This window comes from Thiococcus pfennigii, from assembly GCF_016583835.1.
Classification (GTDB): Bacteria; Pseudomonadota; Gammaproteobacteria; order Chromatiales; family Chromatiaceae; genus Thiococcus; species Thiococcus pfennigii.
Genome location: NZ_NRRW01000022.1, coordinates 33,735 through 57,537, shown reverse-complemented (window position 1 = coordinate 57,537; position 23,803 = coordinate 33,735). Strand labels below are relative to the sequence as shown.

Genomic DNA, 23,803 nt, shown 5'->3' with positions numbered 1-23,803 from the left:
CTCCGCCCCGGCCGGCGGTCGCGGTCGCGCCGGCGGCTGTCGAGGTGCCCGCCGCGGTCCCGGGGCGGTCCCTCGCCGGGGCCGAGGATTGGCACCGACTGATCGGCGAGCTCAAGCTCGGGGGCATGGCCAACGAGCTGGCGCACCACTGCGAGCTGATCGGTTGGGACGGCCAATGCCTGCGGCTGAACCTGGATGTTGCCAGCCAGCATGTGCGGGTGGCGAGCGCCGAGGCGCGGCTCCGGCAGGCGCTGGGGCAGGCCCTCGGCGTCGACCTGCGCCTGGAGATCTGTCTGTCCCGTCCGGAGGGGGAGACCCCGGCGCAGCGCCGCCGCCGCCAGGCCGCCGAGCGGCAGGCCGAGGCGCAGCAGACGATGCAGCAGGACCCGGTGGCCTGCGCGATCCGGGAGCAGTTCGACGCGGAATGGGTATCGGGCAGCATCAAGCCCAGCCATTGACAGGCCGCCCCGCGGCGCCGCGGGTCGATAGGATCCCGGCCGTCGTGCGCCGGGCGACGACAGGGGCGGGAGGGGAGGCGCACCCGCACGGCCTTCGATGAGAAGGCACGGGGCGCGCGCACGGTAACCCGACAGGCTGCGTGTCGCACGGTAGCTCGACCCGATCGCATGCACCGGTCATTTTCGCATCGTTCCTTGACGGTAACGAGCCAAACAGAGGTAAGACACGCGTGAAAGCTGGACTAGGCAATATCCTCAAGCAAGCCCAGAAGATGCAGGAAGATCTCCAGAAGGCGCAGGAGCAGTTGGCGCGGGAGGAGGTCGTCGGCGAGTCCGGCGGTGGTATGGTCAAGGTCACCATGACCGGCCGACATGAGGTCAAGCGGGTCGAGATCGACCCCACGCTGTTCGGCGACGACAAGGAGATGCTCGAAGACCTGGTGGCCGCCGCCGTCAACGACGCCGTGAAGCGGGTCGCCGAGAAGGCCCAGGAGAACATGGCCGGCGTCACGGCCGGTCTGCCGCTTCCGCCCGGCTTCAAGATGCCCTTCTAGTCGCCGTGACCGAGCTGCCGCTGGTCAGCCAGCTGATCGACGCCCTGCGCTGCCTGCCCGGGGTGGGGCCGAAGTCGGCGCAGCGCATGGCCTTCCACCTGCTCGAGCGCGACCGCGACGGCGGCCGCGAGCTCGCCCGCGTCCTCGCCGAGGCGATGGCCCGCGTCACGCGCTGTCGCAAGTGCCGCACGCTGAGCGAGACCGAGCTCTGCGGGCTCTGCGCCAATCCGCGCCGCGACGCGACGCTGCTGTGCGTCGTCGAGCAGCCCTCCGGGGTGATTGCCATCGAGCAGGCGACCGATTACCGTGGGCTCTACTTCGTGCTCGGCGGCCGCCTGTCGCCGCTCGACGGGATCGGCCCGGACGAGCTCGGCCTGGACCTCCTCGCCGAGCGCCTGCGCCGCGACGGGATCGCCGAGCTGATCCTGGCCACGAACCCGACGGTCGAAGGCGGGGCGACGGCCCAGTACATCGCCCAGCTCGCGACGAGCGCCGGGGTCGGCGTGACCCGGATCGCCCACGGCGTGCCGCTCGGCGGCGATCTGGAGATGGTCGACGGGGGCACGCTCGCCCATGCCTTCGTCGGTCGTCATGCCCTGTGATGGCGGCCGGATTCGGGTGTTGAATCGACGAGGAGTGCGCCATGTCCGAGACCATCTTCGGTAAGATCGCCGCCGGCGAGATCCCGGCCGACATCGTCTATCAGGACGACGAGATCGTCGCCTTCCGCGACCTCAGCCCGCAGGCGCCGACCCATGTGCTGGTGATCCCGCGCAAGCCGATCCGCACGCTGAACGATGCCGCCCCCGAGGATGCCGAGCTGCTCGGCAAGCTGTTCCTCGCCGCGGCCAAGGTCGCCGCCCACGAGGGCATCGCCGAGGCTGGCTACCGCGTCGTCGTCAACTGCAACGCGGCGGCCGGCCAGACGGTCTTCCACCTGCACCTGCACGTGCTCGGGGGGCGGCCGCTACAATGGCCGCCCGGCTGAACGGGGCACGCGCAGGGGCACCGTGGGTGCTCGGGGCGGTGTCCGATCGGGCGCCGCCGTCGGGGTCCGTGCCGGGTGCCGGGCGGGTCGCCGCGCCATGGGGAGGCGCCGGCGGTGCCGATTGGGCGGCCGCGACCACGCGGCGGTCCGCCGATGATGAAACGATTGACCGAGGCCCGCCGGTGCGGGCCTTTCCGCATGACGCTTCTCGGGACAGGGGGGCCTGACGGCCGACAAGATGGCATCGAAAGCTGATCAGATGGTTGGTGGCATCAAGCCCGCCTTCGAACTCAAATCGGCCGGCTTCACGCTACCGATCATCCGCCTGCTCGACGTGGACCTGGACGCGGTCGCGGCCCAGCTCGCCGCCAAGGTCGAGCAGGCGCCGGACTTCTTCCGCAACACGCCCGTCGTCATCGACCTGGGCGGCCTGCCAGAGACCGAGCGCGACGTCGAATTCCCAATGTTGGTCGGCCTGCTGCGCGGCCACGGCATGCTGCCCTTCGGCGTGCGCGGGGGCACCGAGCAACACCACCGGGCGGCGCAGGCGATGGAGCTCGCGGTCCTCGGCGAATCGCGGGTGCCGCGCGACAAGGCCCAGGGCCGAGGCGCGCCGCCCCCGGCGCCACGCCGGCCGGCGCCCCGGACGGAGCCCGAGCCCGACCATGAGCCGCTCGCGGCGGCCCCGCCGCCCTCGGGCAGCTTCACGCTGATCAACCGCCCGATTCGCTCCGGTCAACGCATCCATGCGCTGGGCGGCGATCTCTCGATCGTCGGCGCCGTGAGTTCCGGCGCCGAGCTGATGGCCGAGGGCAACATCCATGTCTACGGCCCGTTGCGCGGCCGGGCGATGGCCGGGATGAACGGCAATGTCGAGGCGCGGATCTTCTGCCAGGACTTGCAGGCCGAGCTGGTCTCCATCGCCGGCCACTACCGGGTCAGCGAGAACATCCCGGCGGCGCTGCGCGGCGTGGCGGTGCAGATCTTCCTCGATGGCCAGGCGCTGCGGATCGAGCCGCTGTAGCACCGCCGGTACGCCGTGGCCGAGGCCGCACCGGCTGGCCTCGGCGGTGCCCGTGGCGGTCCGGACGCGGGCGCGATCGATCATTCGCTTTTCCCGTTAGCAAAACCAGGAGGGCCAGAGATTGGCCAGAATCATCGTTATCACCTCGGGCAAGGGTGGCGTCGGCAAGACGACGACCGCAGCGGCCTTCTCCATGGGGCTGGCGCTGCGTGGTCACAAGACCGCGGTCATCGATTTCGACGTCGGCCTGCGCAATCTCGACCTCATCATGGGCTGCGAGCGGCGCGTGGTCTATGATTTCGTCAACGTCATCAACGGCGAGGCCAACCTGAATCAGGCCCTGATCCGCGACAAGCGCTGCGATCAGCTCTATGTCCTGCCGGCCTCGCAGACCCGCGACAAGGACGCGCTGACGAAAGAGGGCGTCGGGGCCGTCATCGAGGAACTCTCGAAGACCTTCGACTTCGTCGTCTGCGATTCGCCGGCCGGCATCGAACATGGCGCGATGATGGCCATGTACTACGCCGACGACGCGATCGTCGTGACCAACCCCGAGGTCTCCTCGGTGCGCGACTCCGACCGCATGCTCGGGATCCTCTCGAGCAAGTCCCAGCGGGCCGAGACCAATGCCGAGCCGATCCGGGAGTTCCTGCTCTTGACGCGCTATTCCCCGGAGCGGGTCGCGCATGGCGAGATGCTGAGCGTCGAGGACGTGCAGGAGATCCTGTCGATGGACCTGCTCGGCGTCGTCCCCGAGTCGCAGGCCGTGCTCAACGCCTCGAACGCCGGGACGCCGGTGGTCCTCGACAAGATCAGTCCGGCGGGTCAGGCCTATGGCGACATGGTTGCCCGCTATCTGGGCGAAGATGTGCCACATCGCTTCCTGGCCGTCGAGAAGAAGGGCTTCTTCAGCCGTCTGTTGAAGAGGGGGTGATCACCATGGGGTTGCTCGACTATTTTCGTGGCCAGCGTCCCAAGGGCAGTGCGACCGTCGCCAAGGAGCGCCTGCAGATCCTCGTCGCCCATGATCGGGCAGAGCGCAATCGCCCCACCTATCTGCTGAACATGCAGCGGGACATCCTGGACGTGATCCGCAAATACGTGGCCGTCGACATGGACGCGGTCTCGGTCAACTACGAGCAGGACGACGACCGAGAGACCCTCGAGGTCAACATCGTCCTCCCGGAACCGGCCGAAGAGCGCGCCTGAGCGCCCCAGCCCCGTCCCTCCCGCCAGGTTGGGCGGGGGGCGGGGCTCGGCACCGCAGCTGACCGGTGAGAGGCCTCGGCGCGCGGTCGGCAGGGCCGGCATTCTTGAGAGTAGTCCGTGGCCTCAGGCGCGGATCACCCGAATCGTGCGCCCCTGCGGGCTGATCTGGGTGGTACTGGCGGTGCGTTCGGCGAGCGGCGGCTGTCCCGAGCGCCGGTCGAAGAGCACCAGCCAGCCGCTGTTCAGACCCAGCCCGGCGAGGTAGCCGTCCAGTTGCCCCAGCCCCTCGGCGAGCGGGTCCGGGGCGCCGTCGCGCCAGACCTTGAGTTCCATGCCCAAGGTGACCGGGCCGTAGCGCAGACACAGATCCATGCGGCCCTTACCGATTGCGTATTCGCGCTCCAGGGTGCCACCGCCGTTGACCACCCGGTGCAGGAAGGCCATGAGCACCAGATGGGGGGCGATCTCGTGATAGGGGGCGCTGCCGAGCAAGGGTTCGCCGTGCTGGCGCCAGAAGGCGAGGAAGGCATCGAGCAAGGCGTCGGGGTTCAGCGTGCCATCGGGATCGAGCCAGGTGGGGGCGATCTGGGGCAGCGAGGCTTGCGGGGTGAAGGCCAGCATGCGCGGCAGGACTTCGCGATAGATCGGATTGGCGACGCGCAAGCCCCCGGCGGACTGGCGCAGCAACCCCAGATCGAGCAGATACTGGATATCGTCGTCGGGCACATCGCCCAAGGCGGTGCCGGCTAGCATCGGCTCGATGACATGGCGCACCCGGGGTTCGCGCAATTTGTGGGCGAGCTGATCGAGATGGGTCACGCGCTCGAGGATCATCGCCTCCTTGGCCTGGTCGATGAGTTCCAGGGTGATGGGCTGGGTGCGGTCGCGGCCGGCGGGCAGCTCGAAACAGGCGCGGTAGGCCAGCGCATTGACCAGCCAGGGCTGGCCCTGCGTCAGTGCCCAGACGCGCTCGAGGGCTTCCGCCGTGAAGACCTGTCCGGTCTCTTCGGTATGCGCCAGCAACAGGGTGCGAGTCTCCTCGGCCGTGAAGTCCCCGAGGCGCAGCGACTTGGCCTTGATATTGAAGGCGCTGCCGCCGGTGATGACCGCGCGCTCGGAGCTGGCGTGAATCCGGTAGTCGCGCAGGTCGCGCACCCCGCACAGCACGACGGTCTGCGGGAAGGCCTGGGGGCGCTGGGGATAGCCGGCGCGCAACTGGCGCAGCAGCGAAATGAGGGTGTCGCCGATCAGGGCATCGACCTCGTCGAGGAGCAGCACCAGCGGTTGCGGCGTGCGTTGGCACCACTGGCTGAGAAAGATGCTCAGCGCCGAGCCGGGTGCGGTGTTGGACAACACCTCCTGCGCGTGGCGCGGGCGCGCCTCGTCGCCGAGCCAGACCTGGGCCGAGTTGGCGATATCGGTGACGATGGTCGCTATGGCTTCGGCGAGGCGTTCGCGCCAGGCCTGGGCTCCCTCCAGGTTGGCATAGACGGCGCGATAGCGTCCGTCGCGATTCAGATGCTCCATGAGCGCCAGCAGGCAGGTGGTCTTGCCGGTCTGGCGCGGGGCATGGAGCAGGAAGTATTTCTTCTGGTCGACCAAGCTGAGGATCTCGTCCAGATCCCAGCGCGACAGCGGCGGCAGGCAGTAGTGGTCGTCCGGCCGCACCGGACCTTCGGTGTTGAAGAAACGCATGGGTTCCCCTGGCACGGAGTGAGCACGACGTCAGCCTATCACGGCTGACCGGCACCCGCGCGGCAGCGGTCGGAGGATCGCCCGGACCGGGCCGCAGGACCCGCCCGGGTCGCGCGCCTCCCAGCCCGTAGGGCGGGAAAGCGAAGCGCATCCCGCCGCTCACGATGTCACGGTCGCGCCTCCCGCAGCCGATGAAAAGGGCTTGTCGCGTTACGATCCCGGCCGGTTTCCCCATGCGGCGGCCTGGCTGCGCGAGCCTCGCCATCAGGGGTTGGCGACCCGTCGATGGCGGGATGCGCTGTGCTTTCCCGCCCTACGTCCTACGTCCTTCGGTGTTGAAGAATCGCATGACGCACCTCGCGGATCAGGGGGCGCGGCGAGCATAGCACGGGCGGTTCGAGCGGCTAATTGCGTGACACTGTGGCGGGCGTCTCGCCCGCCACAGGCGCATGCATCGCCAATTGTTGAGCCGTGACTCAGGCGCGGATCACCCGAATCGTGTGCCCCTGCGGGCTGATCTGGGTGGTGCTGGCGGTGCGTTCGGCGAGCGGCGGCTGTCCCGAGCGCCGGTCGAAGAGCACCAGCCAGCCGCTGTTCAGACCCAGCCCGGCGAGGTAGCCGTCCAGTTGCCCCAGCCCCTCGGCGAGCGGGTCCGGGGCGCCGTCGCGCCAGACCTTGAGTTCCATGCCCAAGGTGACCGGGCCGTAGCGCAGACACAGATCCATGCGGCCCTTACCGATCGCGTATTCGCGCTCCAGGGTGCCACCGCCGTTGACCACCCGGTGCAGGAAGGCCATGAGCACCAGATGGGGGGCGATCTCGTGATAGGGGGCGCTGCCGAGCAAGGGTTCGCCGTGCTGGCGCCAGAAGGCGAGGAAGGCATCGAGCAAGGCGTCGGGGTTCAGCGTGCCATCGGGATCGAGCCAGGTGGGGGCGATCTGGGGCAGCGAGGCTTGCGGGGTGAAGGCCAGCATGCGCGGCAGGACTTCGCGATAGATCGGATTGGCGACGCGCAAGCCCCCGGCGGACTGGCGCAGCAACCCCAGATCGAGCAGATACTGGATATCGTCGTCGGGCACATCGCCCAAGGCGGTGCCGGCTAGCATCGGCTCGATGACATGGCGCACCCGGGGTTCGCGCAATTTGTGGGCGAGCTGATCGAGATGGGTCACGCGCTCGAGGATCATCGCCTCCTTGGCCTGGTCGATGAGTTCCAGGGTGATGGGCTGGGTGCGGTCGCGGCCGACGGGCAGCTCGAAACAGGCGCGGTAGGCCAGCGCATTGACCAGCCAGGGCTGGCCCTGCGTCAGTGCCCAGACGCGCCCGAGGGCTTCCGCCGTGAAGACCTGTCCGGTCTCTTCGGTATGCTCCAGCAACAGGGTGCGAGTCTCCTCGGCCGTGAAGTCGGCGAGGCGCAGCGACTTGGCCTTGATATTGAAGGCGCTGCCGCCGGTGATGACCGCGCGCTCGGAGCTGGCGTGAATCCGGTAGTCGCGCAGGTCGCGCACCCCGCACAGCACGACGGTCTGCGGGAAGGCATGGGGGCGCTGGGGATAGCCGGCGCGCAACTGGCGCAGCAGCGAAATGAGGGTGTCGCCGATCAGGGCATCGACCTCGTCCAATAACAGCACCGCCGGGCGCGGATCGGCGCCCGACCAGAACTCCAACAGGCGCGCGAGGCGGTCCTCGGGCGCAAAGATCGCCCCCTCGCGGTGCTGCCAGTCATCGGGACGCGCGTCGTTCAGATAGAGCCGGATCGAACGCCCCAGGACACTACAGATCGCCGCCATGCCGCGGGCGACATCCTCGCGCGCGGTCTGCGCCGCCTCGATGTTGGCATAGACGGCGCGATAGCGTCCGTCCCGATTCAGATGCGCCATCAGCGCCAGCAGGCAGGTGGTCTTGCCGGTCTGGCGCGGGGCATGGAGCAGGAAGTATTTCTTCTGGTCGATCAGGCGAAGGACTTCCCCCAGATCCCAGCGCGACAGCGGCGGCAGGCTGTAGTGGTCCTCTGCTCGCACCGGACCTTCGGTGTTGAAGAAACGCATGGGTTCCCCTGGCACGGAGTCAGCACCACGTCAGCCTAGCACGGCCGGCCGGCACCCGCGCGGCAGCGGTCGGAGGATCGCCCGATGCGGGTCGCAAGACCCGCCCGGGTCGCGCACCTCCGAGGGCGCCGGGAATCCCGCCAGCGGTTTGCCCATTCTCCGGCGCGCACTCCCGGTGTCTATCGAGGTGGTGAGCCCGATCGTTCTCGGGCTTGCCGTTCCGACGCGGCAGCGATGATCAGGACAGGATCTCGAAGGCGAGCTGGCGGGGTCCCTGCTGGATCCGATAGGTAGCGAAGTCGCCGCGGTCGATCGTGAAGACCTTGCGCAAGCCGAGCGTTTCGGCCAGCACGACCAGGGAGGCGTCCGCCAAGTCCATCGGGTGATCCGCATGGCGCACCATCAAGGCAAAGGCGCGTGTCAGCGTGCGATCGTCCAGGTAGCGGACCTCGAGTCCGCGCGCCGCGACGAAGTCCACCGGGCGCCGCGCGCCGATGCTGGCTGGGGTCAGTAGATGAAAGGCCCCGGTCAGCACCGGAACCGTGGTGCACAGCGGCTCGGTGACTTTGGCCAATATCTCCTTGCAGTGGGTGTGACTGCCGTCGGCGGGATCGAACAGGGCCACCAGGGGACCCGTGTCGGTCAGGATCGCCGCCGGTGCTTCCGGCGGATCGCCTCCCGGACGGCGTGTTTGGTCTCGCTCGCCGGAGCGATCGCGTAACCGCCCTCGCCGAGATCGAGCTCGGAGTGAATGTCGTTGGGGGTGCGCCTGGCCTGCTTCATGGCCTCGCTCTCGTAGGCGCTCAAACCCCGCTTCAGGACCTCGGAGATCGAGAGCCCGGTCAGATTGCGCAGGCGGTCCAATGTCTTCTCGGCTTCCTCGTCGAGACGGACTGTTCTCGTTCCCATGACGGCACTCCGGTCGCAGGTGAATACGTAAAGTAATAAAGGGGGTAGCGGCCAGGCAACGAGGGATCGCCGACTCGTTCGCACACTCCGTGTAGAAGCGAGACTCGGCCGCGGGGTAGGAGCCTGCTTGCGGGCGATTGGGCAAGCGACCGGCGGTGGCGGCCGGCGGTCGATCGCGCTGCCCCGCCTAGGCCGCCACCTCCTCGGCGGGGTCATCGGAATGCCGGTTTCGATGAAATGCGGACTCTTGAGGGACAAGACGATCTAGTCGGCCTCGACGAAGAGCGGGCGAACGACATGCAATTCAGTGGTCCCGGCGCCGATGCTGCCCGTCAGGTTTCGGAATACCGTCGATTTGCCGTTCTCGAAGCAAGGCGTAATCGTGACGAGCCCCACATCGCCGTCCGCAAAGTGGGTGTAGCCCTTCTTGATTTGTCCCCACGGACGCGGTTCGTGTCCGTTCGCCACGCATATTCTGCGGCGATCATCGACATCGGAACGCATGATGCCTCGAGGTCGTCGGGGGCCTCGTTGCGAGGACTGATGACGCCAAGCTCCGCGATCTGCGTCCATGCCCATCCGTGTGGCAGAGTGAACGGTAGATCAGCGTGCACGAGAGGTGGGACGGCCTTCGGTTTCCTGATTTCCCCCGCTTTCACCAACCGCGCTTTCTCCGCCGCGATCCGCTTCAGCAACTCGGACGCTGGTTCGTCAGCCGGGTCCTGCGCCACCAGTTTCCCGCGCACGGCGAGGTTCAGCACGAAGCGGCGCAGGCGTGGGATGGCATTGGGGGCATCCGCGATGCGGTCATACAGAGTCAGCAGACGTTTCGCGTTCATGCGTTCGTGTCATCCTCGGCGGGTACGAGCGGTTCGAGGATGTCGATCGATGGAGCGATCTCTTCGTTGACTCCCGCGCAGACCAAGTCCACATCGACTGTCGCATAGCCTTGGATCAGCCGGTGCCGCATGCCGGTGACCTCTCGCCAGGGAACCGCCGGCAGCGCGGACGTCGATTCGGTCGAGACGCGTCCATCGGCCTCGCCGATGACCTCCAGGCCGTAGGTCGGGTTAGCCCCTCGGGGCGTAACCCGACAGCGGCCTCGGTGGCGGCGCGTGGCCACTCGCGAATCAGGGCCTCGCGACCCGAGGAAAGACCAGAAAGACGATTCAGCTCATTGACGCCAGCAGACCGATAGGTCGACGTCTTCGGCGGAGATCCCCTTGACGCCGGCTGCATTGATAGACAGGGTCCCGCACTTGTCGCCAGTCATCGCCCCGGCTGGTGTGGCGACGAGGGTGTAGGAGGTGCCGTCAGGCACTCCCTCGAAGTCGATGGTGTAATAGGTGGCATCCCCGTCCTTTGGGGCCTTTTCGAAAGGCAACGTGCCTTCGTCGTCGGCCCCGGCATAGGTATTGTTCATCGTGTAATAGCGCTCCATGAACTGCGCCAGCTCGAGCAGCGCCGCCTGGGCGTCCGCCCGGCGCGCCTTGCGGATCTGTTCTTGGTAGGACGGATAGGCGATGGCGGCGAGGATGCCGACGATCGCCACCGTGATCATCAGTTCGATCAGGGTGAAGCCGCGGGGGCGGACACGGGTCATCTTCATGGGGTTCTCCGAGGTTGGGAGCGCGAGGCGCGGCGTGCGCGCCAGGCGAGGGTTCGAAAAGGGGCGGAGATTGGTCTGTCGGCCCGCACCGCGGGAGAAACGCAAGGTTCGACGGCCACCCGAACAGGGGTGCGACTCGGCGAGGAACGCTGGTCATTCGGCACCCAAGGGGCAGTCCTTCGCGAGCAGATGGGCTCGGCCCGCAACGCGCCGCGGGGTGCCCGATCCGTTCTGGGCATCACGTGGCGACGTGCGGTGCGTCATCTATCTGAACTGCTGCCAGGATTGGCGGCCGAACGCATTACTATCGCCTTCCAGAGGCAACACTTCGCCGCGGCCACTGCTACCGATTGCAATGCCGGTGCCTGGGATCTGCACCACCGTTAGCCGCTCTCCGCTCCCAAAGCCGATGCCGCTCGGCGGGATGCCGTCGATCGTATCGTCACTGTCGATGTCACCGTCGCCATCCAGGTCGAAGACTGGGCTCCCATAGCGCCCACCGGTCAGGAGCTCGAGGTCGTAGAGGAACCCTTCGCGCCCGCCGACGCAGGGGTCATCGCTCGGGATCAGGGTCGTGAAGCGGACGTGATCGGTCGTCGATCCGAACGGGAAGGTCGCCTCGCTGATGACCCGCTCGCCTGGGCTGGTGTCGTAATCGAGATCGAGGTACCAGCCCCGCTTGTCGCTGTCCCAGTCGGTCTCGGACACGGTGCGCAGCAGATAGTCCTCGCCGCCGATCTCGATCTCGGTCTCGGACTCGATCTCCTGCCGGAGCAGTTCGCTGCGGCCGATCGGGTAGGTGCCGGTCAGGCTGTCGCGGATGCCGTAGAGGGTCTGGACCTGGGTATCGGCGGCGTCCTCCACGCGGAAGTAGCTGCCGGTGCCGAAGGCCACCATCAGGGTGTCCTTGTCGCCGGGGGCATAAGCGATCGCCGGGCGGGCCGTGATCGGCTGCGGGTTGCCGCTGCCGTCGGTCGCCGTGAACAGCTCCTTGACACTCCAGTTCGCCTTGTTCGCGTCAGCGAGCGTGAAGCGCCACAAGTGGCCTTGCAGATCGCCGGCGTAGACGTGGTTGACCGTCAGGTCATTGGCTGGCCAGTGGGTCCACTTCGGTGAGGCCAGGCCGTTCGGGGCGTCACCGCCCCCCTCGCCCGTGTCGATCTTCGCGATCAGATCGCCGGTCGCGAGCTCGACGACGAAGAGGATCGCCCTCTGGCTGCTGCCGTTGTAGCCGTTGCCGAAGATCGCTGCCCACTGGCCCGTGCTGAGCCGGGCGATTACGGGTTGGCCGACGCCATAGCCGAGGTCCCGATCCGTGAACTCCCAGAGCACGTCGCTCGGTCCGAACGACTTGGGCGCGGTGACGTCGAGCGCGAAGACCGTCCGGCCGCCGGCGCCCTGGCTGCCGACGAGGATGGTCCGCCAGGCGTCCTTGATGTACGCCTCCTCGATCACGGGCGTCCCATCGACCAGGTAGCGGTGGCTGCCGAGGCCGTCGACATAGTCGGGGTCCATCAGGCGGCTGAGGGGTGTGAACGCCTCCCCGGTCTCTCGCTCCAGCAGTGCGCTGGGTACGAAGGCGAGCTCCTCGGCGCCGGTCTTCGCGTTGAAGCCGTGGAGCATGCCGTCGTTGGCGGCGATGTAGATCATATCCGGCCGGTCGCGGTAGGCGGGGGCACCGAGGAGTCGGCTGCTGCCAGGGTAGTAGCTGCCGACGTACTGCGGGCTGGCGTTGATGATGTCGCCGAGGAGGCGCAGGTCGCCCTCGTCCGACACCCGGCTGCGAAACGACTCGTGGGCGTCGTCGTCACCGCGCAGCCAGGCGATGCGCGCGGCGGCGAGGCCGTCACCCGTGTCGCGCTCGTAGCCTTGCGACTCGCTGCTCGGGCCCCAGTCGAGGTTGGCCTGTTGACGTTCGCTCAGGTCTTCGAACGCGAAGTCGACTGGGGTGCGCTCGTACTCGCCGCTGTCTTCGTCGTACTCCAGGCTCACGGTGACGATATTGCGGTTGTCGGGCCTCGTGTCGCGCAGCCGTACCTCCGCGTCCCAGGCGGTGCTGCCGAGCTGACCGTCCCCCTCGATCTCCCGGGCGATCAGGGCCCCGGACCAGTCTTCGCTGCGGAAGCTGACCGTGTACAGGAGGGTCTCGCTCGACAAGAAGGACGAACTCGCGGCGGCGGCGGCGCCGGATTGTTCGCTGAGCAGCAGGATCTGCCGGAAGGCCTCCTCCATCTGCGCCTTCAGATTGCCGGCGTTGGTGACGAGGAAATAGTTGGGCGAGGTCTCCCCCGGTTCCGGATCATCGTCGGAGCCGTACTTGGCCGCGTACCAGAGCGGGTTCTCGAGGACGGTGGCGGCCTGCGCCCCGAGGTTCGGCTCGAAGGTACGCGAGGCGGTAAAGGGCAGGGGCGCGCATCCCGACGGCGGGGACGGGCCATCGCAGTATCCTGGAGACTGGCCTGGTGGTGTGTTGAGGAAATAGACGGGATCCTGGCCGCTGCCTTCGCCGGTCTTCTGGTCGCGGACCTCCAGGTAGACGCCGTCGGCCGTCGTTCCCGAGATGACATAGCCCATGTATTGCGTGATGCCGCCCGCGGCGTACTCCGAATTCAGCGTGACGATGAGTTCATCGTCCGCGGTTACGGCGAGTTCGTAGCTGACGATGGCGTCCATGTCGTGATCGGCGCCCTGTTCGACGTCCTCGAAGTTGATGCGGAATTTCGCGTAGGGCCGGCCTTCGTTGACCGACGCATCGGCATCGGAGCCCTGAGGATCCGTGTTCGCGAACGATTCGACGAAGAAGTCGACGATCGTGTCGGTCGGCTGGAATTGGCCCTTCGTCGCGGAGATACTGTTGCCGGCGACGGACTTGGCGAAGGGTACCAGTGTGATCCGGGTGCCGCCGACCGGGATCTCGAGCCGCGGCAGCGGCGAGGCCAGGGCGACCGCGAAGGTGGTGAGGTTCTGGTCGTCGTCCAGGTCGTCGCGGATGTCGTTGGTGTAGCCGAAGCGGGCGATGGAAGCGGAATAGTAGCCGCCCTGCTTGGTCGGCTCGGCCGGGGACAAGCCGCGGATGTTGCCGAGGCTGGTGACCGTCTTCGCAGTCGGGGCGCCGTCGCTCTCATCGCCCGATTGGCCGATGAAGTGCTGGCTGGGACCGCCGTGCTCCGCGTCCCAGATCTCCTGGGCCTCGCTCGTGACGTTCAGGCCCGAGATGTCCCCGGAGAAGCTACCGAACGAGGTGCCTGGGACCGCGTCGGTGTCGTAGGACGGATTGACGTCGCTGATGACCAGTTGCACACCCGGGGAGCAGTAGAAGGCGAGGGAGTCGTCGCGGGTATAGGGGTCTTCCCAGGCCGGTGCTGGAAGCCGCATCGTCGATGAACCGGAATGGTCCCTCAGGGTGATCTGTTCGTGGCCATCTGTCAGCGATGGCACGAATGCGCTCGTTGGACTGGTCTTGCCGGAGAAATAGCGCAGGCTCTCGTACATCATCTCCCCGATCGGGTTGCCCCAGTCGGGAAAGCTGCCTCCGTCGGCCATCGAACTGGTGGTCCGCCAGCCACCGGCGTAGTTATAGTTCTGGCCCATATCGAAATCGACGATGCGGAACCGGTCGATCGTGCGGACGATGCCGAGGACGTCGGTCCGGAAACTCCCCGTGTCAGGATCGATCTCGTCGCGGAAGCTCTCGATGTTCTTGCGCAGCACGCCGCCGGCCTTATTCTTCGGGCTCGTGAAGCTCCCGGAGACGAGCCCGAAGAGCATCTTATCGGATTCGCCGTAATCCTGGAGAAGACCGACCGGCTTGAGGTTGCCGTCAGGATACTCCTTGCAGTTGTCGTCGGGGATCAGTGGGTCGCAGACTTGGACGCGAACGACATAATCCGTCCGCGATGAACCTGGCGTGGAGAGTTGCCATCTGAGGTAATATGCGTCGCCGCCAGCCCACTCCTGATGCCTGAACTGGATGGTGTGCCACCCGGCCATCAGAGAGGTGGTGCCCGTGTGGGTATTGCAGTTGCAAACGCCGTGGCCGTCATACCAGGATGCGACTGTGCGGCCATCGATCTCCACGTCTACGGCGTCGTCGCCGTCGACGGAGAAGGTGTAGGTGCCGGTCTCGGCAATATAGATTCGGCCGGAGAAGATGGTCAGATAGTAATCGTTGGTGCAACCGTTCACGTTCGCGAATGGGTTGCCGGTGCCGTCGATCGTCGAGGCGCGTTTGGAACCACACAGGTTGCTGGGCGTCGCATTCTTGCTCACGAGGTTGTCGAACTGAGTCGAGTTCGTCGGGTAGTTGCCGCCCGTGCTTTGATCGGTGCTGGTAATTCGGTAGGTCGTTTGGGTGATGTCTAGAACGGATTCCGGAACCGTTACCCATTGTTCGGTTGCCGATGTCGTGCAGGTCGGTCCGCTGCCACCGTGCTCGCATCTATCGCCGGCTACCGGCCGTTCGATCGCGATCCACTCCCAAATCCGATACTTCGAATTGGTCAGCACCCGCATCAACGGTTCCTTGTTGCCGGTCTTGAGTAGTGTCGTGTTGGCGAAGAGGTGGCGGGTGCCCCTGGCTGGTTGGGAGAGCGGGGTGTAGTCGGCGATGTCGTAGCCGTCGTGCGCGATGCTGCGGTATTCCTTGCCCCAGCTGTGAGCGTCCTGGGGAATGTACGTGCGTTCGAGGATCGTCGGTTCGTCCGGGTCGGCGGGATCGGCGATGCGGCGCCCGCCGTAGAGGACCTTGCGCAGCGCATCGATGCGGGCGGTGGTCACATAGTTGAGGAAGTCGCCGCTCCAGGCGCCGGGGCACTTCTTGTCGGCCGTGGCGCCCGTCGGCGAGAAGCGGCTATTGGCGTAGCTGTAGCAGAGGTTGGAGTCGAAATAGCCGTAGTAGTCGATCCTGTCCGGCTTGTAGCCGACGTCGAGGACGCCGTCTCCGTCCAGGTCGGAGGCATCGTTGTAGGCCTCGTAGTAGAGGGTATGATCGCGACCCATGACCAGCATCGTGAGCGGTGGCGCGGCCTCGCCCACCCCGAGATCCATCGGGTAGTTGGCGATATTGATCTCGGCCCGGGCCGGGAGGCCCGCGAGCGCCGTCAACAGGAGGGCGCCCATCAGGACGGAAAGACGACGGACGAGGGGGTGTTGGTCGCAACGCATGACGAGGCTCCTGGGCGCAGGGGGCAGCTTGCTCGGCCGGTTCACAGGGGGCCGCATAGCGGGATGCTGATGTCGCCGGGCGTGGCGCAATAGCTCTGGAGTACCACGATGGTCGAGCCCGAGCCGCCGACGCTTCGCGCCGTGATGGGGAAGTGTTGAATAACCTCATAGTTATCAAGATCCGGACCCGGGGCCGAATAGATATATTGGCCGACATGGACGGCTACATCACTGGCAACACCATAGTCGTCTTTGTCGATCGTAAAGGTCGGCTCCACCGCCTCTTCGTCGGGATCGTCCGATGCCTCCCAAGCGGCCGGGTCGGTGAAGCGGCCAAAGGTCAGGCCGACGCCCTCCGCGCGAGCAAGCTCGGTCAGCGCCTTCAAGTTTTCGTCGACGTAGATCTCACCCGCGCGCAGGCCGGCCTCGGCGGCTTGGAATGCCTGATTGCGGTCGCGCTGATTGCCGGCCATGCGCTCTTGCAGCGCGGTGCCTTGCATCGACGAGACCCCGAGGATCGTCATCAGCAGCAGGAAGACCAGTGCGATCACGAGGGCTGCGCCCGCCTGGCGCGTTGCCGGCATCGCCTGTCTGGTGGAATTGGCCATCTTGGAATGCCTCATTGCAGCCGATTGCGCAGCGCGATCGTCGCCGAGAAGACCTGGCGCAGGCGGCCGTCTTCATAGGCTTGCGTGACGCCCCGCCACTCCAACGACTGGGGGGCGTCGTTCGACCCGATGTCCGGGCTGACCAGCAGCAAGCTGATTCGCACGCCCCTGACCTCGCGCCAGTCCGCAACGTCATCAGGGTCGTCCTCATATCCATCGGGCGTGCCGTACTGGATCCACATGTCCTGGACGCCGTCGAGCAGCTCTTCTTTGATGTTCCTGGCCGTGTCGTTGTCCTCGTCGGGGATATAGCGGCTGCGCCACAGTCCGTTTTCGTGGACATAATAGGTCACATCGCGCAGCCGCTTGACGACGCTGGCGTATCGGCCCGGTCTGTCATCCTCGTCCCCCTCGGTGATGTTCCCGACCTTATAGGCCTCTGAAAGCGCATTGGCCGGGGTTATCTCCGTCGATGTGACCGAGCTGGGTGCGAAGATGTCGATGTTCTCGCAGTTCGAGATCGCGAGGATGTCGTCGTCATCGAAACCGCCTGGGTTCGATGCGATGACAATGGGGTCGGTCTTGCGCTCCATGTCTTTGGTGACCCAGGCGGACTCGGCCGAGAGCAGGCGCAATCGCATGAAGTCGGTGCCGGAGGCGACGTCGTCGGCTACGGTATCTTCGATCGCGTCGCTGATCAGCGTCTCGTCGGAGAATTCGACGCGGTCGACCAGATTGGTAAGAAGTACGTCACCCAATCGGCCGCAGCCGATATGGCCGACCATCCGCAGGTCCCGGCTGATGGCCTCGATCGCATAGCGGCCGTTCTCCTGGAGTCGGGCGAGCGACTCCTCGAAGCGGTAGGTCTGGCGGGTGCCGAGGAAGAGCTGGAGAACGCCGGCCGAGAGGAACAGACCGATCGTCAACGCGACGAGGAGTTCGACCATCGAGAAACCCCGCCAGCGGATCCGATGCTGGTGGCGGGGTGCCGGTGGCAGGTGGGCCTGCGGGCGCGGGGCATTCATAGGATCGTCTCGAACGTGAATTCGCATTCGTCGTCTTCGCAGGTCGAGTCGCGCAGGCTCTCCCAGCGGATCCTGACCTCGGCGGCCCCGTCGTTGGCCACTGCGATAGTCGCCGCGCCGGCAGGCAACTGGCGCGTCAGGCGCTCGCACCATCCGTGGAGATCATCCTGGGCGATATCGCTTTGGCTTTCTTCGGGGCAGGAACCGCTGTCGTAGGTTCGGCCGTTCGGGGGCGCGCCGTAGGTCCCGGCGAGGGCCTGCTGCCGATTCGCCCGCATCGCGTCGGTGATCTCGTAGGCGAGGATGGTCGCCTGGGTGCGCAGGAGCGCGCCGCGGTTGAACTGCATCGAGATCGCTTGCAGGCTGGCGAGGCCGAGCAGGCCGATCGCCAGCACGAGGGCGGCGATCAGGACCTCGATCAGCGTCAGGCCGCGCTGGGTGGCCGGGCGCGGGGGGGCGGAGGGGGTGTTCATGGTGTCATTCGTCTCCGCTCTCGCAGTCCTTCTTGGCGATCGTGGCATGGCCGACCAGGCCGACCGTGATGGTGCGCCCCTGTTGGCCGGAGCAGCCGGAGGGTTCGATCTCGAATTCGATCGCGGCCGAGAGGCTGGCATCGCCGCCGCCGCGGTAGCGGACCCAGTTGGGACCGGTGAAGGTCGCGATGCCCGTCGGTGCCGACCAGACGCGCAAGACGGTGCCGATGACGGGGGCCGTCGCGTCGCTCGCCGCCGAGTCCGTGACGACGATCCAGCCGTCGCTCCAATCGGTGCCGTCGCGGCAGACAGGCGATGCTGCCTCGGGATCGGCGGATGGGCAGACGCTCACCTGACCGCCGCGCTTGATCGCCTCGCTGCGCGCCAGGCTCAGCGCCGTGACGATCGCGTTGGCCTGGGCCGTCGAGCGATTGTTGGCGATGACGCTCTGAAAGCTCGGCACGGCCAGGGCCATCAGGATGCCGGCGAGCGCCAGGGTCATGATCAGCTCGATGAGGGTCACGCCGGCGTGGCGCGGCCGCCGCGCCGTTGAACCCGCTGTGGGGCGCGGGGGTGCCTGGTGCTCGGCTGGGTTGGCGAGTCGGGTCGTCATTGGGCCTGCGGCATGGAAGGACGAATTCGTCGACATCGTGTCTTCTGGACTCTAATGATAGGGGCTCGACGCCGTCTTCGGGCGAAGCCCATCCCGAAAATGGCGCCGTTCATCGGCTGATGGGTGCCCGCAAGGCAGGACGCACTGCGTCGCATCGGGCAGAACGTAGGGCGGGAAAGCGCAGCGCATCCCGCCGCGCACCCGGGGCGTAAGCACTCGGGGCGTAACCCGACGGCCGGCGATGCGGTGCCCGGCGGAGGCCGCCGTCGGGTTACGGCGCGCGCGAGCGGTGATTTCTCATAGGGGGCCGTGCGGCGCGCCTAACCCGACCTACGGGCCGTGCCGGTATCGCCGGGGCCGTAGAACGCAGGGCGGGAAAGCGCAGCGCATCCCGCCGCGCACCCGGGGCGTAAGCACTCGGGGCGTAACCCGACGGCCGGCGATGCGGTGCCCGGCGGAGGCCGCCGTCGGGTTACGGCGCGCGCGAGCGGTGATTTCTCATAGGGGGCCGTGCGGCGCGCCTAACCCGACCTACGGGCCGGCCGTGCCGGTATCGCCGGGGCCGTAGAACGCAGGGCGGGAAAGCGCAGCGCATCCCGCCGCGCACCCGGGGCGTAAGCACTCGGGCGTAACCCGACGGCCGGCGATGCGGTGCCCGGCGGAGGCCGCCGTCGGGTTACGGCGCGCGCTACGCGGCTTGTCGTCGCGGCGGTGGCGGCCTAGATTTAGGGCGATTATTTCTCCTGGACGCAGGGCGGCCTTCGTGTCGCGGCTGTCGTCGGGGAGGCGTGCTTCGCCCTCGCCGTGGGCGGCCGGTGTCGGCTCGCCGGTTCCAGGGATCGGCAATCAGCACTGCCATGGAGGTGCATAGGGACGATGGCTAACCATGATTCGATCGCGTCCAACCCGCTTCGGCTCGTCTACGTCGGCGCCGACGAGGCGCTCGCGGAGGCGCTACGTACCGCGCTGCGGCGCGTCGGCGCTACCCTCGTCGGGATTGCCGATGCGGCCGATCCGCTGCCGAACGTGGCTGGTGGTCAGGGGACGGCGGTCCTCGTCGATACTCGAGCCGCCGCCTCGCCGGGCGCTCTGGCGGCGGCGGTGGCCGCGCTCAAGGGTCGCTTGGGCGAGGGGGCACGGGTCTTCTGTCTGGCCGCGAGCGGTCGGATCGAGGCGCGTCTCGAGGCGTTGCGCGCCGGGGCCGACGGCTTCTTTTCGCTCGCCGACGAGGCGCTGGCCCGCGAGGCGCTGAGCGTCCGGCTGGCCGATCTCGTGCGGGATCGGATCAGCCGGCCGCGGATCCTGATCGTCGACGACCAGCCGGTGGTGGCGCTCTTCGCCCACCGGGTGCTCGAGAAGGTCGGGATGGAGGTGCGGGCGGTCAGCGATCCGCTGCTGGTGCTCGATGCGCTGGTGCGCTTTCGCCCCGACCTGATCCTGATGGATCTACACATGCCGGGGGTCAGCGGCATCGAGTTGACCCGCATCATCCGCGATCACGACGAGCTGCATTCGATTTCGATCGTCTTCTTCTCCAGCGAGGCGGATCCGGCCACGCAGTTGGAGACCCTGCGCGTCGGCGGGGATGATTTCTTGCCCAAGCCCATCCTGCCCGATCGGCTGATCGCCGTCGTTCAGGATCGGCTGAGCCGTTCGCGCGAGCAGCAGGGCCATGCGCCAGAGAGCGGGGTGTTCGAGCGGCGGGCCTTTCTCGGCCGGTTGGAGGGCGTGCTCGCCGATCCGGCCCTGGAGGGGGCGGGCTACGGTCTGTTGCTCCTTGCGCCGGATCGCCCGTTCACGATCGGTGAGGCCGCCGGGGTGCTCGACGAGGCGCGCTGGCGGGCGCAGTTCGCCAGCGGGCTGGTCGCCTGTCTGGAGGCGACCGATGTGCTGGCGGCGCTTGCCGAATCCGGTTTCGGGGTCCTGGCCCGCCGCGCCGATCGCGCAGCCCTGGTCGCGCTCGGCGAGCGGCTGCGCGAGGTCGCCACCGGGTTGCTGGCCGCCGGGCAGGACCAAGGGGGCACGGCGAGCGTCGGTCTGGCGCCGCTCGACAGCCCGGGCGGCGATGCGCTCGCGCTCCTTTCGCGCGCCGAGAGCGCCCTCGGTGAGGCGCGACGCAGCGGCGGAGGTCGGCTCGTCGTGCATGTCTCGGCGGTGCCTCGCCGGAGCGCCGACGGGCGCGAGGCCCATCTGGCGGGCCTGGTCGAGCGGGCCTTGCGGGAGGAGGCCCTCGAGCTCTACTTCCAGCCGATCGCCCCACTGCGACGCCCGCGGGGCGAGCCCTATGACGTGTGGCTGCGCCTGCGCGCGCCGGACGGCGAGTTGCTCTCGCCGGGCGACTTCCTGCCGGCGGCTGAGCGTGGCGGCCGGATGGCGGCCATCGATCGCTGGGTGCTCGACCGGGCACTGGCGGTACAACAGTGCGTCGGCATCGGGCACGACCGGCTGAGGCTGGTGATCCAGCAGCGCCTGGCGACCTTCGCCGACGCGCGGGCGGTCGAGGATCTGCGCGATCTGATCGTCGCCCGCGACCTGATCAGGCAACGGCCGCTGCTGCGCTTCTCGTGCGCCGAGCTCCTCGCCGATACGGGCCTGGCCACCGAGGTTGGCGAGGCCCTGGGGCGACTCGGGATCGGTATCTGTACCGATCTCCCGGAGGATACGCCGGCCGTCTGGCGGCTGCTCGAACGCCTGCGTCCGGCCCTGGTGCGCCTGCCCTGTCAACGGGCAGTGCGCCTCGGGCGTCTGGCGCTACGCGCTCAGGTGGATCGCTTGCACGCCGCCGGCGCCCTGGTCATGGTCGCCGGCATTGAAGACCCGCTGGCCATCAGCGAGGTCTGGCATGGGGGTGTGGACCTGATCCAGGGCAACTTCGTCCAGCCCGCCGGACCCCACCTCGATTTCGACTTTGCCGGCACCGTCCTGGAGGCCTGAGCGGCGTATGTGCCATATCCCGACGCGGCCGCACCGGCCTACGCCGGGGCCGTAGGGCGGGAAAGCGCAGCGCATCCCGCCGTGCTCTCGGGGCGCATCCCGCCGTGCCCTCGAAGCGTAACCCGACGGCCGGCGACGCGGTGCCTATCGAGACCGATGCCGGGTGGCGGCGCGGTGTTCGACCTGCTGGCGCCGCGTCGGGTTACGGCGCGCGCAATCGGTTGTTTCTCATCGAAGGCCGTGCGGCGCGCCTCACCCGACCTACGGGCCGTGCCACGGACGCGGCCGTAGCGGTCTGCGCCGGGGCCGTAGGGCCGTAGGGCGGGAAAGCGCAGCGCATCCCGCCGTGCTCTCGGGGCGCATCCCGCCGTGCCCTCGAAGCGTAACCCGACGGCCGGCGACGCGGCGCCCATCGAGGCCGATGCCGGGTAGCGGCGCTGTGTTCGACCTGCTGGCGCCGCGTCGGGTTACGGCGCGCGCAACGGGTGGTTTCTCATCGAAGTCCGTGCGGCGCGCCTAACCCGACCTACGGGCCGTGCCACGGACGCGGCCGCACCGGCCTACGCCGGGGCCGTAGGTCGGGTTAGCCCCTCGGGGCGTAACCCGACGGCCGGCGACGCGGTGCCTATCGAGACCGATGCCGGGTGGCGGCGCGGTGTCCGACCTGCTGGCGCCGCGTCGGGTTACGGCGCGCGCAACGGGTGGTTTCTCATCGAAGGCCGTGCGGCGCGCCTAACCCGACCTACGGGCCGTGCCACAGACGCGGCGGCGCTGGCCTACGCCGCGGCCGTAGGTCGGGTTAGCCCCTCGGGGGGCGTAACCCGACGGCCGACGACGCGGTGCCTATCGAGACCGATGCCGGGTGGCGGCGCGGTGTCCGACCTGCTGGCGCCGCGTCGGGTTACGGCGCGCGCAATCGGTTGTTTCTCATCGAAGGCCGTGCGGCGCGCCTAACCCGACCTACGGGCCGTGCCACAGACGCGGCGGCGCCGGCCTACGCCGCGGCCGTAGGTCGGGTTAGCCCCTCGGGGGGCGTAACCCGACGGCCGGCGACGCGGCGCCCATCGAGGCCGATGCCGGGTGGCGGCGTGCGCCCTGTGTCGTTTTCGAGTCGGTTTCTATACGGTGCGGGCTTGCGCGGCGGCGTTGCCGATGTAGGTCGCCGGGCTGAGGGCCTGGAGCCGGGCCTTGGCCTCGGCGGGGATCTCGAGCGCGGCGATGAAGTCGACGAGTTGTTCGCGGCCGATGCGTTGGCCGCGTGTCAGGGCCTTGAGCCGTTCGTAGGGCCGGTCGACGCCGTGGCGGCGCATGACCATCTGGATCGGCTCGGCGAGGACCTCCCAGTTGCCGTCGAGGTCGTCGGCGAGGCGCTTCTCGTCGGCCTCCAGCTTGCCCAGGCCGCGTGACAGCGATTGCAGCGCGATCGCCGTGTGGGCGATGCCGACACCGAGGTTGCGCAGGACCGTCGAGTCGGTGAGGTCGCGCTGCCAGCGGGAGATCGGCAGCTTGGTCGCCAGGTGTTCGAGGATCGCGTTGGCGATCCCCAAGTTGCCCTCGGCGTTCTCGAAGTCGATTGGGTTGACCTTGTGCGGCATCGTCGAGGAGCCGACCTCGTCGGCGACGACGCGCTGCTTGAAGTAGCCGAGCGCGATGTAGCCCCAGACGTCGCGGCAGAAGTCGATCAGCACGACATTGAGGCGCACGAGCGCGTGGAACAGCTCGGCCATGTAGTCGTGCGGCTCGATCTGGGTCGTATAGGGGCTCCAATCGAGGCCGAGCGAGGCGATGAACTCGGCGGTGACCGCCGGCCAGTCGATGTCCGGGTAGGCGGCGAGGTGGGCGTTGTAGTTGCCGACCGCGCCGTTCATCTTGCCACGCAGCGCGACGGCCGCGAGCTGGGTGCGCTGGCCGTGGAGGCGGTGCACGGTGTTGGCCATCTCCTTGCCGAGCGTCGTCGGCGAGGCCGGCTGGCCGTGGGTGCGGGCGAGCATCGGCAGGTCCGCGTAGCGGTGGGCGAGGTCGCGCACCGCCTGGATGACGGCGTCGATCTGCGGCAGCAGGACCTGGCCGCGCCCCTCGCGGATCATCAGCGCGTGGCAGAGGTTGTTGATGTCTTCCGACGTGCAGGCGAAGTGGAAGAACTCGGCGACCGCCGTCAATTCGGCATTGCCGGCGATCCGCTCCTTCAGGAAGTATTCGACGGCCTTGACGTCGTGGTTCGTGGTCCGCTCGATCGCCTTGACGCGCTGGGCCTCGGCGATGCCGAAGCCTTCGACCAGGTCGTTCAGGACCCGGTTGGCGTGCTCGGAGAAGGGCGGCACCTCGGTGATCTGCGGGTTGGCGGCGAGGGCCTGCAGCCAGCGCACCTCGACCAGTACCCGATGGCGGATCAGGCCGTACTCGCTGAAGATGGCCCGCAGGTCGGCGGTCTTGCCGCCGTAGCGGCCGTCGACCGGCGAGACGGCGGTCAGCTCGGAAAGCTCCATGGCTTCG

At 67.8% G+C, this 23,803-nt stretch carries 21 protein-coding genes; 8 read left to right on the top strand and 13 right to left on the bottom strand.

Features of this window, described 5'->3' with window-relative positions:
• The 7 genes from CKO41_RS09380 to minE all read left to right on the top strand — a co-directional run.
• Positions 1–458 (top strand): DNA polymerase III subunit gamma/tau C-terminal domain-containing protein (locus CKO41_RS09380; protein WP_276568928.1); only part of this gene is annotated, 458 nt, incomplete at its 5' end.
• 230 nt (positions 459–688) lie between these two features.
• Entirely contained in the window at positions 689–1,012 is a 324-nt protein-coding gene (locus CKO41_RS09375; RefSeq protein WP_200255199.1) for a YbaB/EbfC family nucleoid-associated protein, read from the top strand.
• A 5-nt stretch (positions 1,013–1,017) separates the two neighbouring features.
• Complete coding sequence (gene recR / locus CKO41_RS09370; RefSeq protein WP_200381944.1) at positions 1,018–1,614, top strand: recombination mediator RecR; 597 nt, start codon at positions 1,018–1,020, stop codon at positions 1,612–1,614.
• Positions 1,615–1,655: 41 nt separating this feature from the next.
• Entirely contained in the window at positions 1,656–2,000 is a 345-nt protein-coding gene (locus tag CKO41_RS09365; protein ID WP_200255203.1) for a histidine triad nucleotide-binding protein, read from the top strand.
• A 238-nt stretch (positions 2,001–2,238) separates the two neighbouring features.
• Positions 2,239–3,024: a septum site-determining protein MinC gene (gene minC / locus CKO41_RS09360; RefSeq protein WP_242464181.1), complete on the top strand. Its 786-nt coding sequence runs from the start codon at positions 2,239–2,241 to the stop codon at positions 3,022–3,024.
• A gap of 121 nt (positions 3,025–3,145) precedes the next feature.
• Positions 3,146–3,958 carry a septum site-determining protein MinD gene (gene minD / locus CKO41_RS09355; protein WP_200255207.1) on the top strand — a complete coding sequence of 271 codons (813 nt, stop codon included), beginning with the start codon at positions 3,146–3,148 and terminating at the stop codon, positions 3,956–3,958.
• 5 nt (positions 3,959–3,963) lie between these two features.
• A complete protein-coding gene (gene minE, locus CKO41_RS09350) occupies positions 3,964–4,233 on the top strand; it encodes a cell division topological specificity factor MinE (RefSeq protein ID WP_200255208.1) in 270 nt (89 codons plus the stop codon).
• Positions 4,234–4,356: 123 nt separating this feature from the next.
• On the opposite strand, the gene CKO41_RS09345 is transcribed toward minE, so the two are convergent.
• The 12 genes from CKO41_RS09345 to CKO41_RS09290 form a co-directional block, all read right to left on the bottom strand.
• Entirely contained in the window at positions 4,357–5,928 is a 1,572-nt protein-coding gene (locus CKO41_RS09345) for an ATP-binding protein (RefSeq protein WP_200381943.1), read from the bottom strand.
• A gap of 476 nt (positions 5,929–6,404) precedes the next feature.
• Positions 6,405–7,976 carry an AAA family ATPase gene (locus CKO41_RS09340; protein ID WP_200381942.1) on the bottom strand — a complete coding sequence of 524 codons (1,572 nt, stop codon included), beginning with the start codon at positions 7,974–7,976 and terminating at the stop codon, positions 6,405–6,407.
• A 238-nt stretch (positions 7,977–8,214) separates the two neighbouring features.
• Entirely contained in the window at positions 8,215–8,601 is a 387-nt protein-coding gene (locus tag CKO41_RS09335; RefSeq protein WP_200381941.1) for a PIN domain-containing protein, read from the bottom strand.
• A gap of 17 nt (positions 8,602–8,618) precedes the next feature.
• Positions 8,619–8,885, bottom strand: a complete 267-nt coding sequence (locus CKO41_RS09330; protein WP_200381940.1) for a ribbon-helix-helix domain-containing protein — start codon at positions 8,883–8,885, stop codon at positions 8,619–8,621.
• A gap of 332 nt (positions 8,886–9,217) precedes the next feature.
• Positions 9,218–9,724: a hypothetical protein gene (locus tag CKO41_RS09325; RefSeq protein ID WP_200381938.1), complete on the bottom strand. Its 507-nt coding sequence runs from the start codon at positions 9,722–9,724 to the stop codon at positions 9,218–9,220.
• Positions 9,721–10,008 carry a HepT-like ribonuclease domain-containing protein gene (locus CKO41_RS09320; RefSeq protein ID WP_200381936.1) on the bottom strand — a complete coding sequence of 96 codons (288 nt, stop codon included), beginning with the start codon at positions 10,006–10,008 and terminating at the stop codon, positions 9,721–9,723. Before CKO41_RS09320 ends, CKO41_RS09325 begins: the two co-directional genes overlap by 4 nt.
• A 51-nt stretch (positions 10,009–10,059) precedes the next feature.
• Entirely contained in the window at positions 10,060–10,494 is a 435-nt protein-coding gene (locus CKO41_RS09315; protein WP_200381934.1) for a type IV pilin protein, read from the bottom strand.
• 264 nt (positions 10,495–10,758) lie between these two features.
• Complete coding sequence (locus tag CKO41_RS09310) at positions 10,759–15,657, bottom strand: PilC/PilY family type IV pilus protein (RefSeq protein WP_200381932.1); 4,899 nt, start codon at positions 15,655–15,657, stop codon at positions 10,759–10,761.
• A gap of 41 nt (positions 15,658–15,698) precedes the next feature.
• Positions 15,699–16,265, bottom strand: coding sequence for a pilus assembly PilX family protein (locus CKO41_RS09305; protein ID WP_242464179.1), 567 nt, complete (start codon positions 16,263–16,265; stop codon positions 15,699–15,701).
• Between the two features lie 11 nt (positions 16,266–16,276).
• Positions 16,277–17,290 (bottom strand): PilW family protein, encoded by a 1,014-nt coding sequence (locus CKO41_RS09300; protein ID WP_200252941.1) that lies wholly within the window; start codon positions 17,288–17,290, stop codon positions 16,277–16,279.
• Positions 17,287–17,763 carry a type IV pilus modification protein PilV gene (gene pilV, locus CKO41_RS09295; protein ID WP_200252943.1) on the bottom strand — a complete coding sequence of 159 codons (477 nt, stop codon included), beginning with the start codon at positions 17,761–17,763 and terminating at the stop codon, positions 17,287–17,289. Before pilV ends, CKO41_RS09300 begins: the two co-directional genes overlap by 4 nt.
• 4 nt (positions 17,764–17,767) lie before the next feature.
• Positions 17,768–18,376, bottom strand: a complete 609-nt coding sequence (locus CKO41_RS09290) for a GspH/FimT family pseudopilin (RefSeq protein ID WP_276568927.1) — start codon at positions 18,374–18,376, stop codon at positions 17,768–17,770.
• An 876-nt stretch (positions 18,377–19,252) separates the two neighbouring features.
• Here CKO41_RS09290 and CKO41_RS09285 point away from each other — a divergent pair.
• Positions 19,253–21,310 (top strand): EAL domain-containing response regulator, encoded by a 2,058-nt coding sequence (locus CKO41_RS09285; RefSeq protein ID WP_200381930.1) that lies wholly within the window; start codon positions 19,253–19,255, stop codon positions 21,308–21,310.
• Positions 21,311–22,428: 1,118 nt separating this feature from the next.
• On the opposite strand, the gene purB is transcribed toward CKO41_RS09285, so the two are convergent.
• Positions 22,429–23,796, bottom strand: coding sequence for an adenylosuccinate lyase (purB, locus tag CKO41_RS09280; protein ID WP_200381928.1), 1,368 nt, complete (start codon positions 23,794–23,796; stop codon positions 22,429–22,431).
• Positions 23,797–23,803 lie beyond the last annotated feature (7 nt).

Excerpts from the sequence above, each read along its gene's own strand:
- CKO41_RS09365 (WP_200255203.1), top strand. The coding sequence starts at position 1,656 with ATGTCCGAGACCATCTTCGGTAAGATCGCCGCCGGCGAGATCCCGGCC.
- minC (WP_242464181.1), top strand. The coding sequence starts at position 2,239 with ATGGCATCGAAAGCTGATCAGATGGTTGGTGGCATCAAGCCCGCCTTC.
- minE (WP_200255208.1), top strand. The coding sequence starts at position 3,964 with ATGGGGTTGCTCGACTATTTTCGTGGCCAGCGTCCCAAGGGCAGTGCG.
- CKO41_RS09345 (WP_200381943.1), bottom strand. The coding sequence starts at position 5,928 with ATGCGTTTCTTCAACACCGAAGGTCCGGTGCGGCCGGACGACCACTAC.
- CKO41_RS09340 (WP_200381942.1), bottom strand. The coding sequence starts at position 7,976 with ATGCGTTTCTTCAACACCGAAGGTCCGGTGCGAGCAGAGGACCACTAC.
- CKO41_RS09330 (WP_200381940.1), bottom strand. The coding sequence starts at position 8,885 with ATGGGAACGAGAACAGTCCGTCTCGACGAGGAAGCCGAGAAGACATTG.
- CKO41_RS09325 (WP_200381938.1), bottom strand. The coding sequence starts at position 9,724 with ATGAACGCGAAACGTCTGCTGACTCTGTATGACCGCATCGCGGATGCC.
- CKO41_RS09315 (WP_200381934.1), bottom strand. The coding sequence starts at position 10,494 with ATGAAGATGACCCGTGTCCGCCCCCGCGGCTTCACCCTGATCGAACTG.
- CKO41_RS09310 (WP_200381932.1), bottom strand. The coding sequence starts at position 15,657 with ATGCGTTGCGACCAACACCCCCTCGTCCGTCGTCTTTCCGTCCTGATG.
- CKO41_RS09305 (WP_242464179.1), bottom strand. The coding sequence starts at position 16,265 with ATGGCCAATTCCACCAGACAGGCGATGCCGGCAACGCGCCAGGCGGGC.
- CKO41_RS09300 (WP_200252941.1), bottom strand. The coding sequence starts at position 17,290 with ATGAATGCCCCGCGCCCGCAGGCCCACCTGCCACCGGCACCCCGCCAC.
- pilV (WP_200252943.1), bottom strand. The coding sequence starts at position 17,763 with ATGAACACCCCCTCCGCCCCCCCGCGCCCGGCCACCCAGCGCGGCCTG.
- CKO41_RS09290 (WP_276568927.1), bottom strand. The coding sequence starts at position 18,376 with ATGACGACCCGACTCGCCAACCCAGCCGAGCACCAGGCACCCCCGCGC.
- CKO41_RS09285 (WP_200381930.1), top strand. The coding sequence starts at position 19,253 with ATGGCTAACCATGATTCGATCGCGTCCAACCCGCTTCGGCTCGTCTAC.
- purB (WP_200381928.1), bottom strand. The coding sequence starts at position 23,796 with ATGGAGCTTTCCGAGCTGACCGCCGTCTCGCCGGTCGACGGCCGCTAC.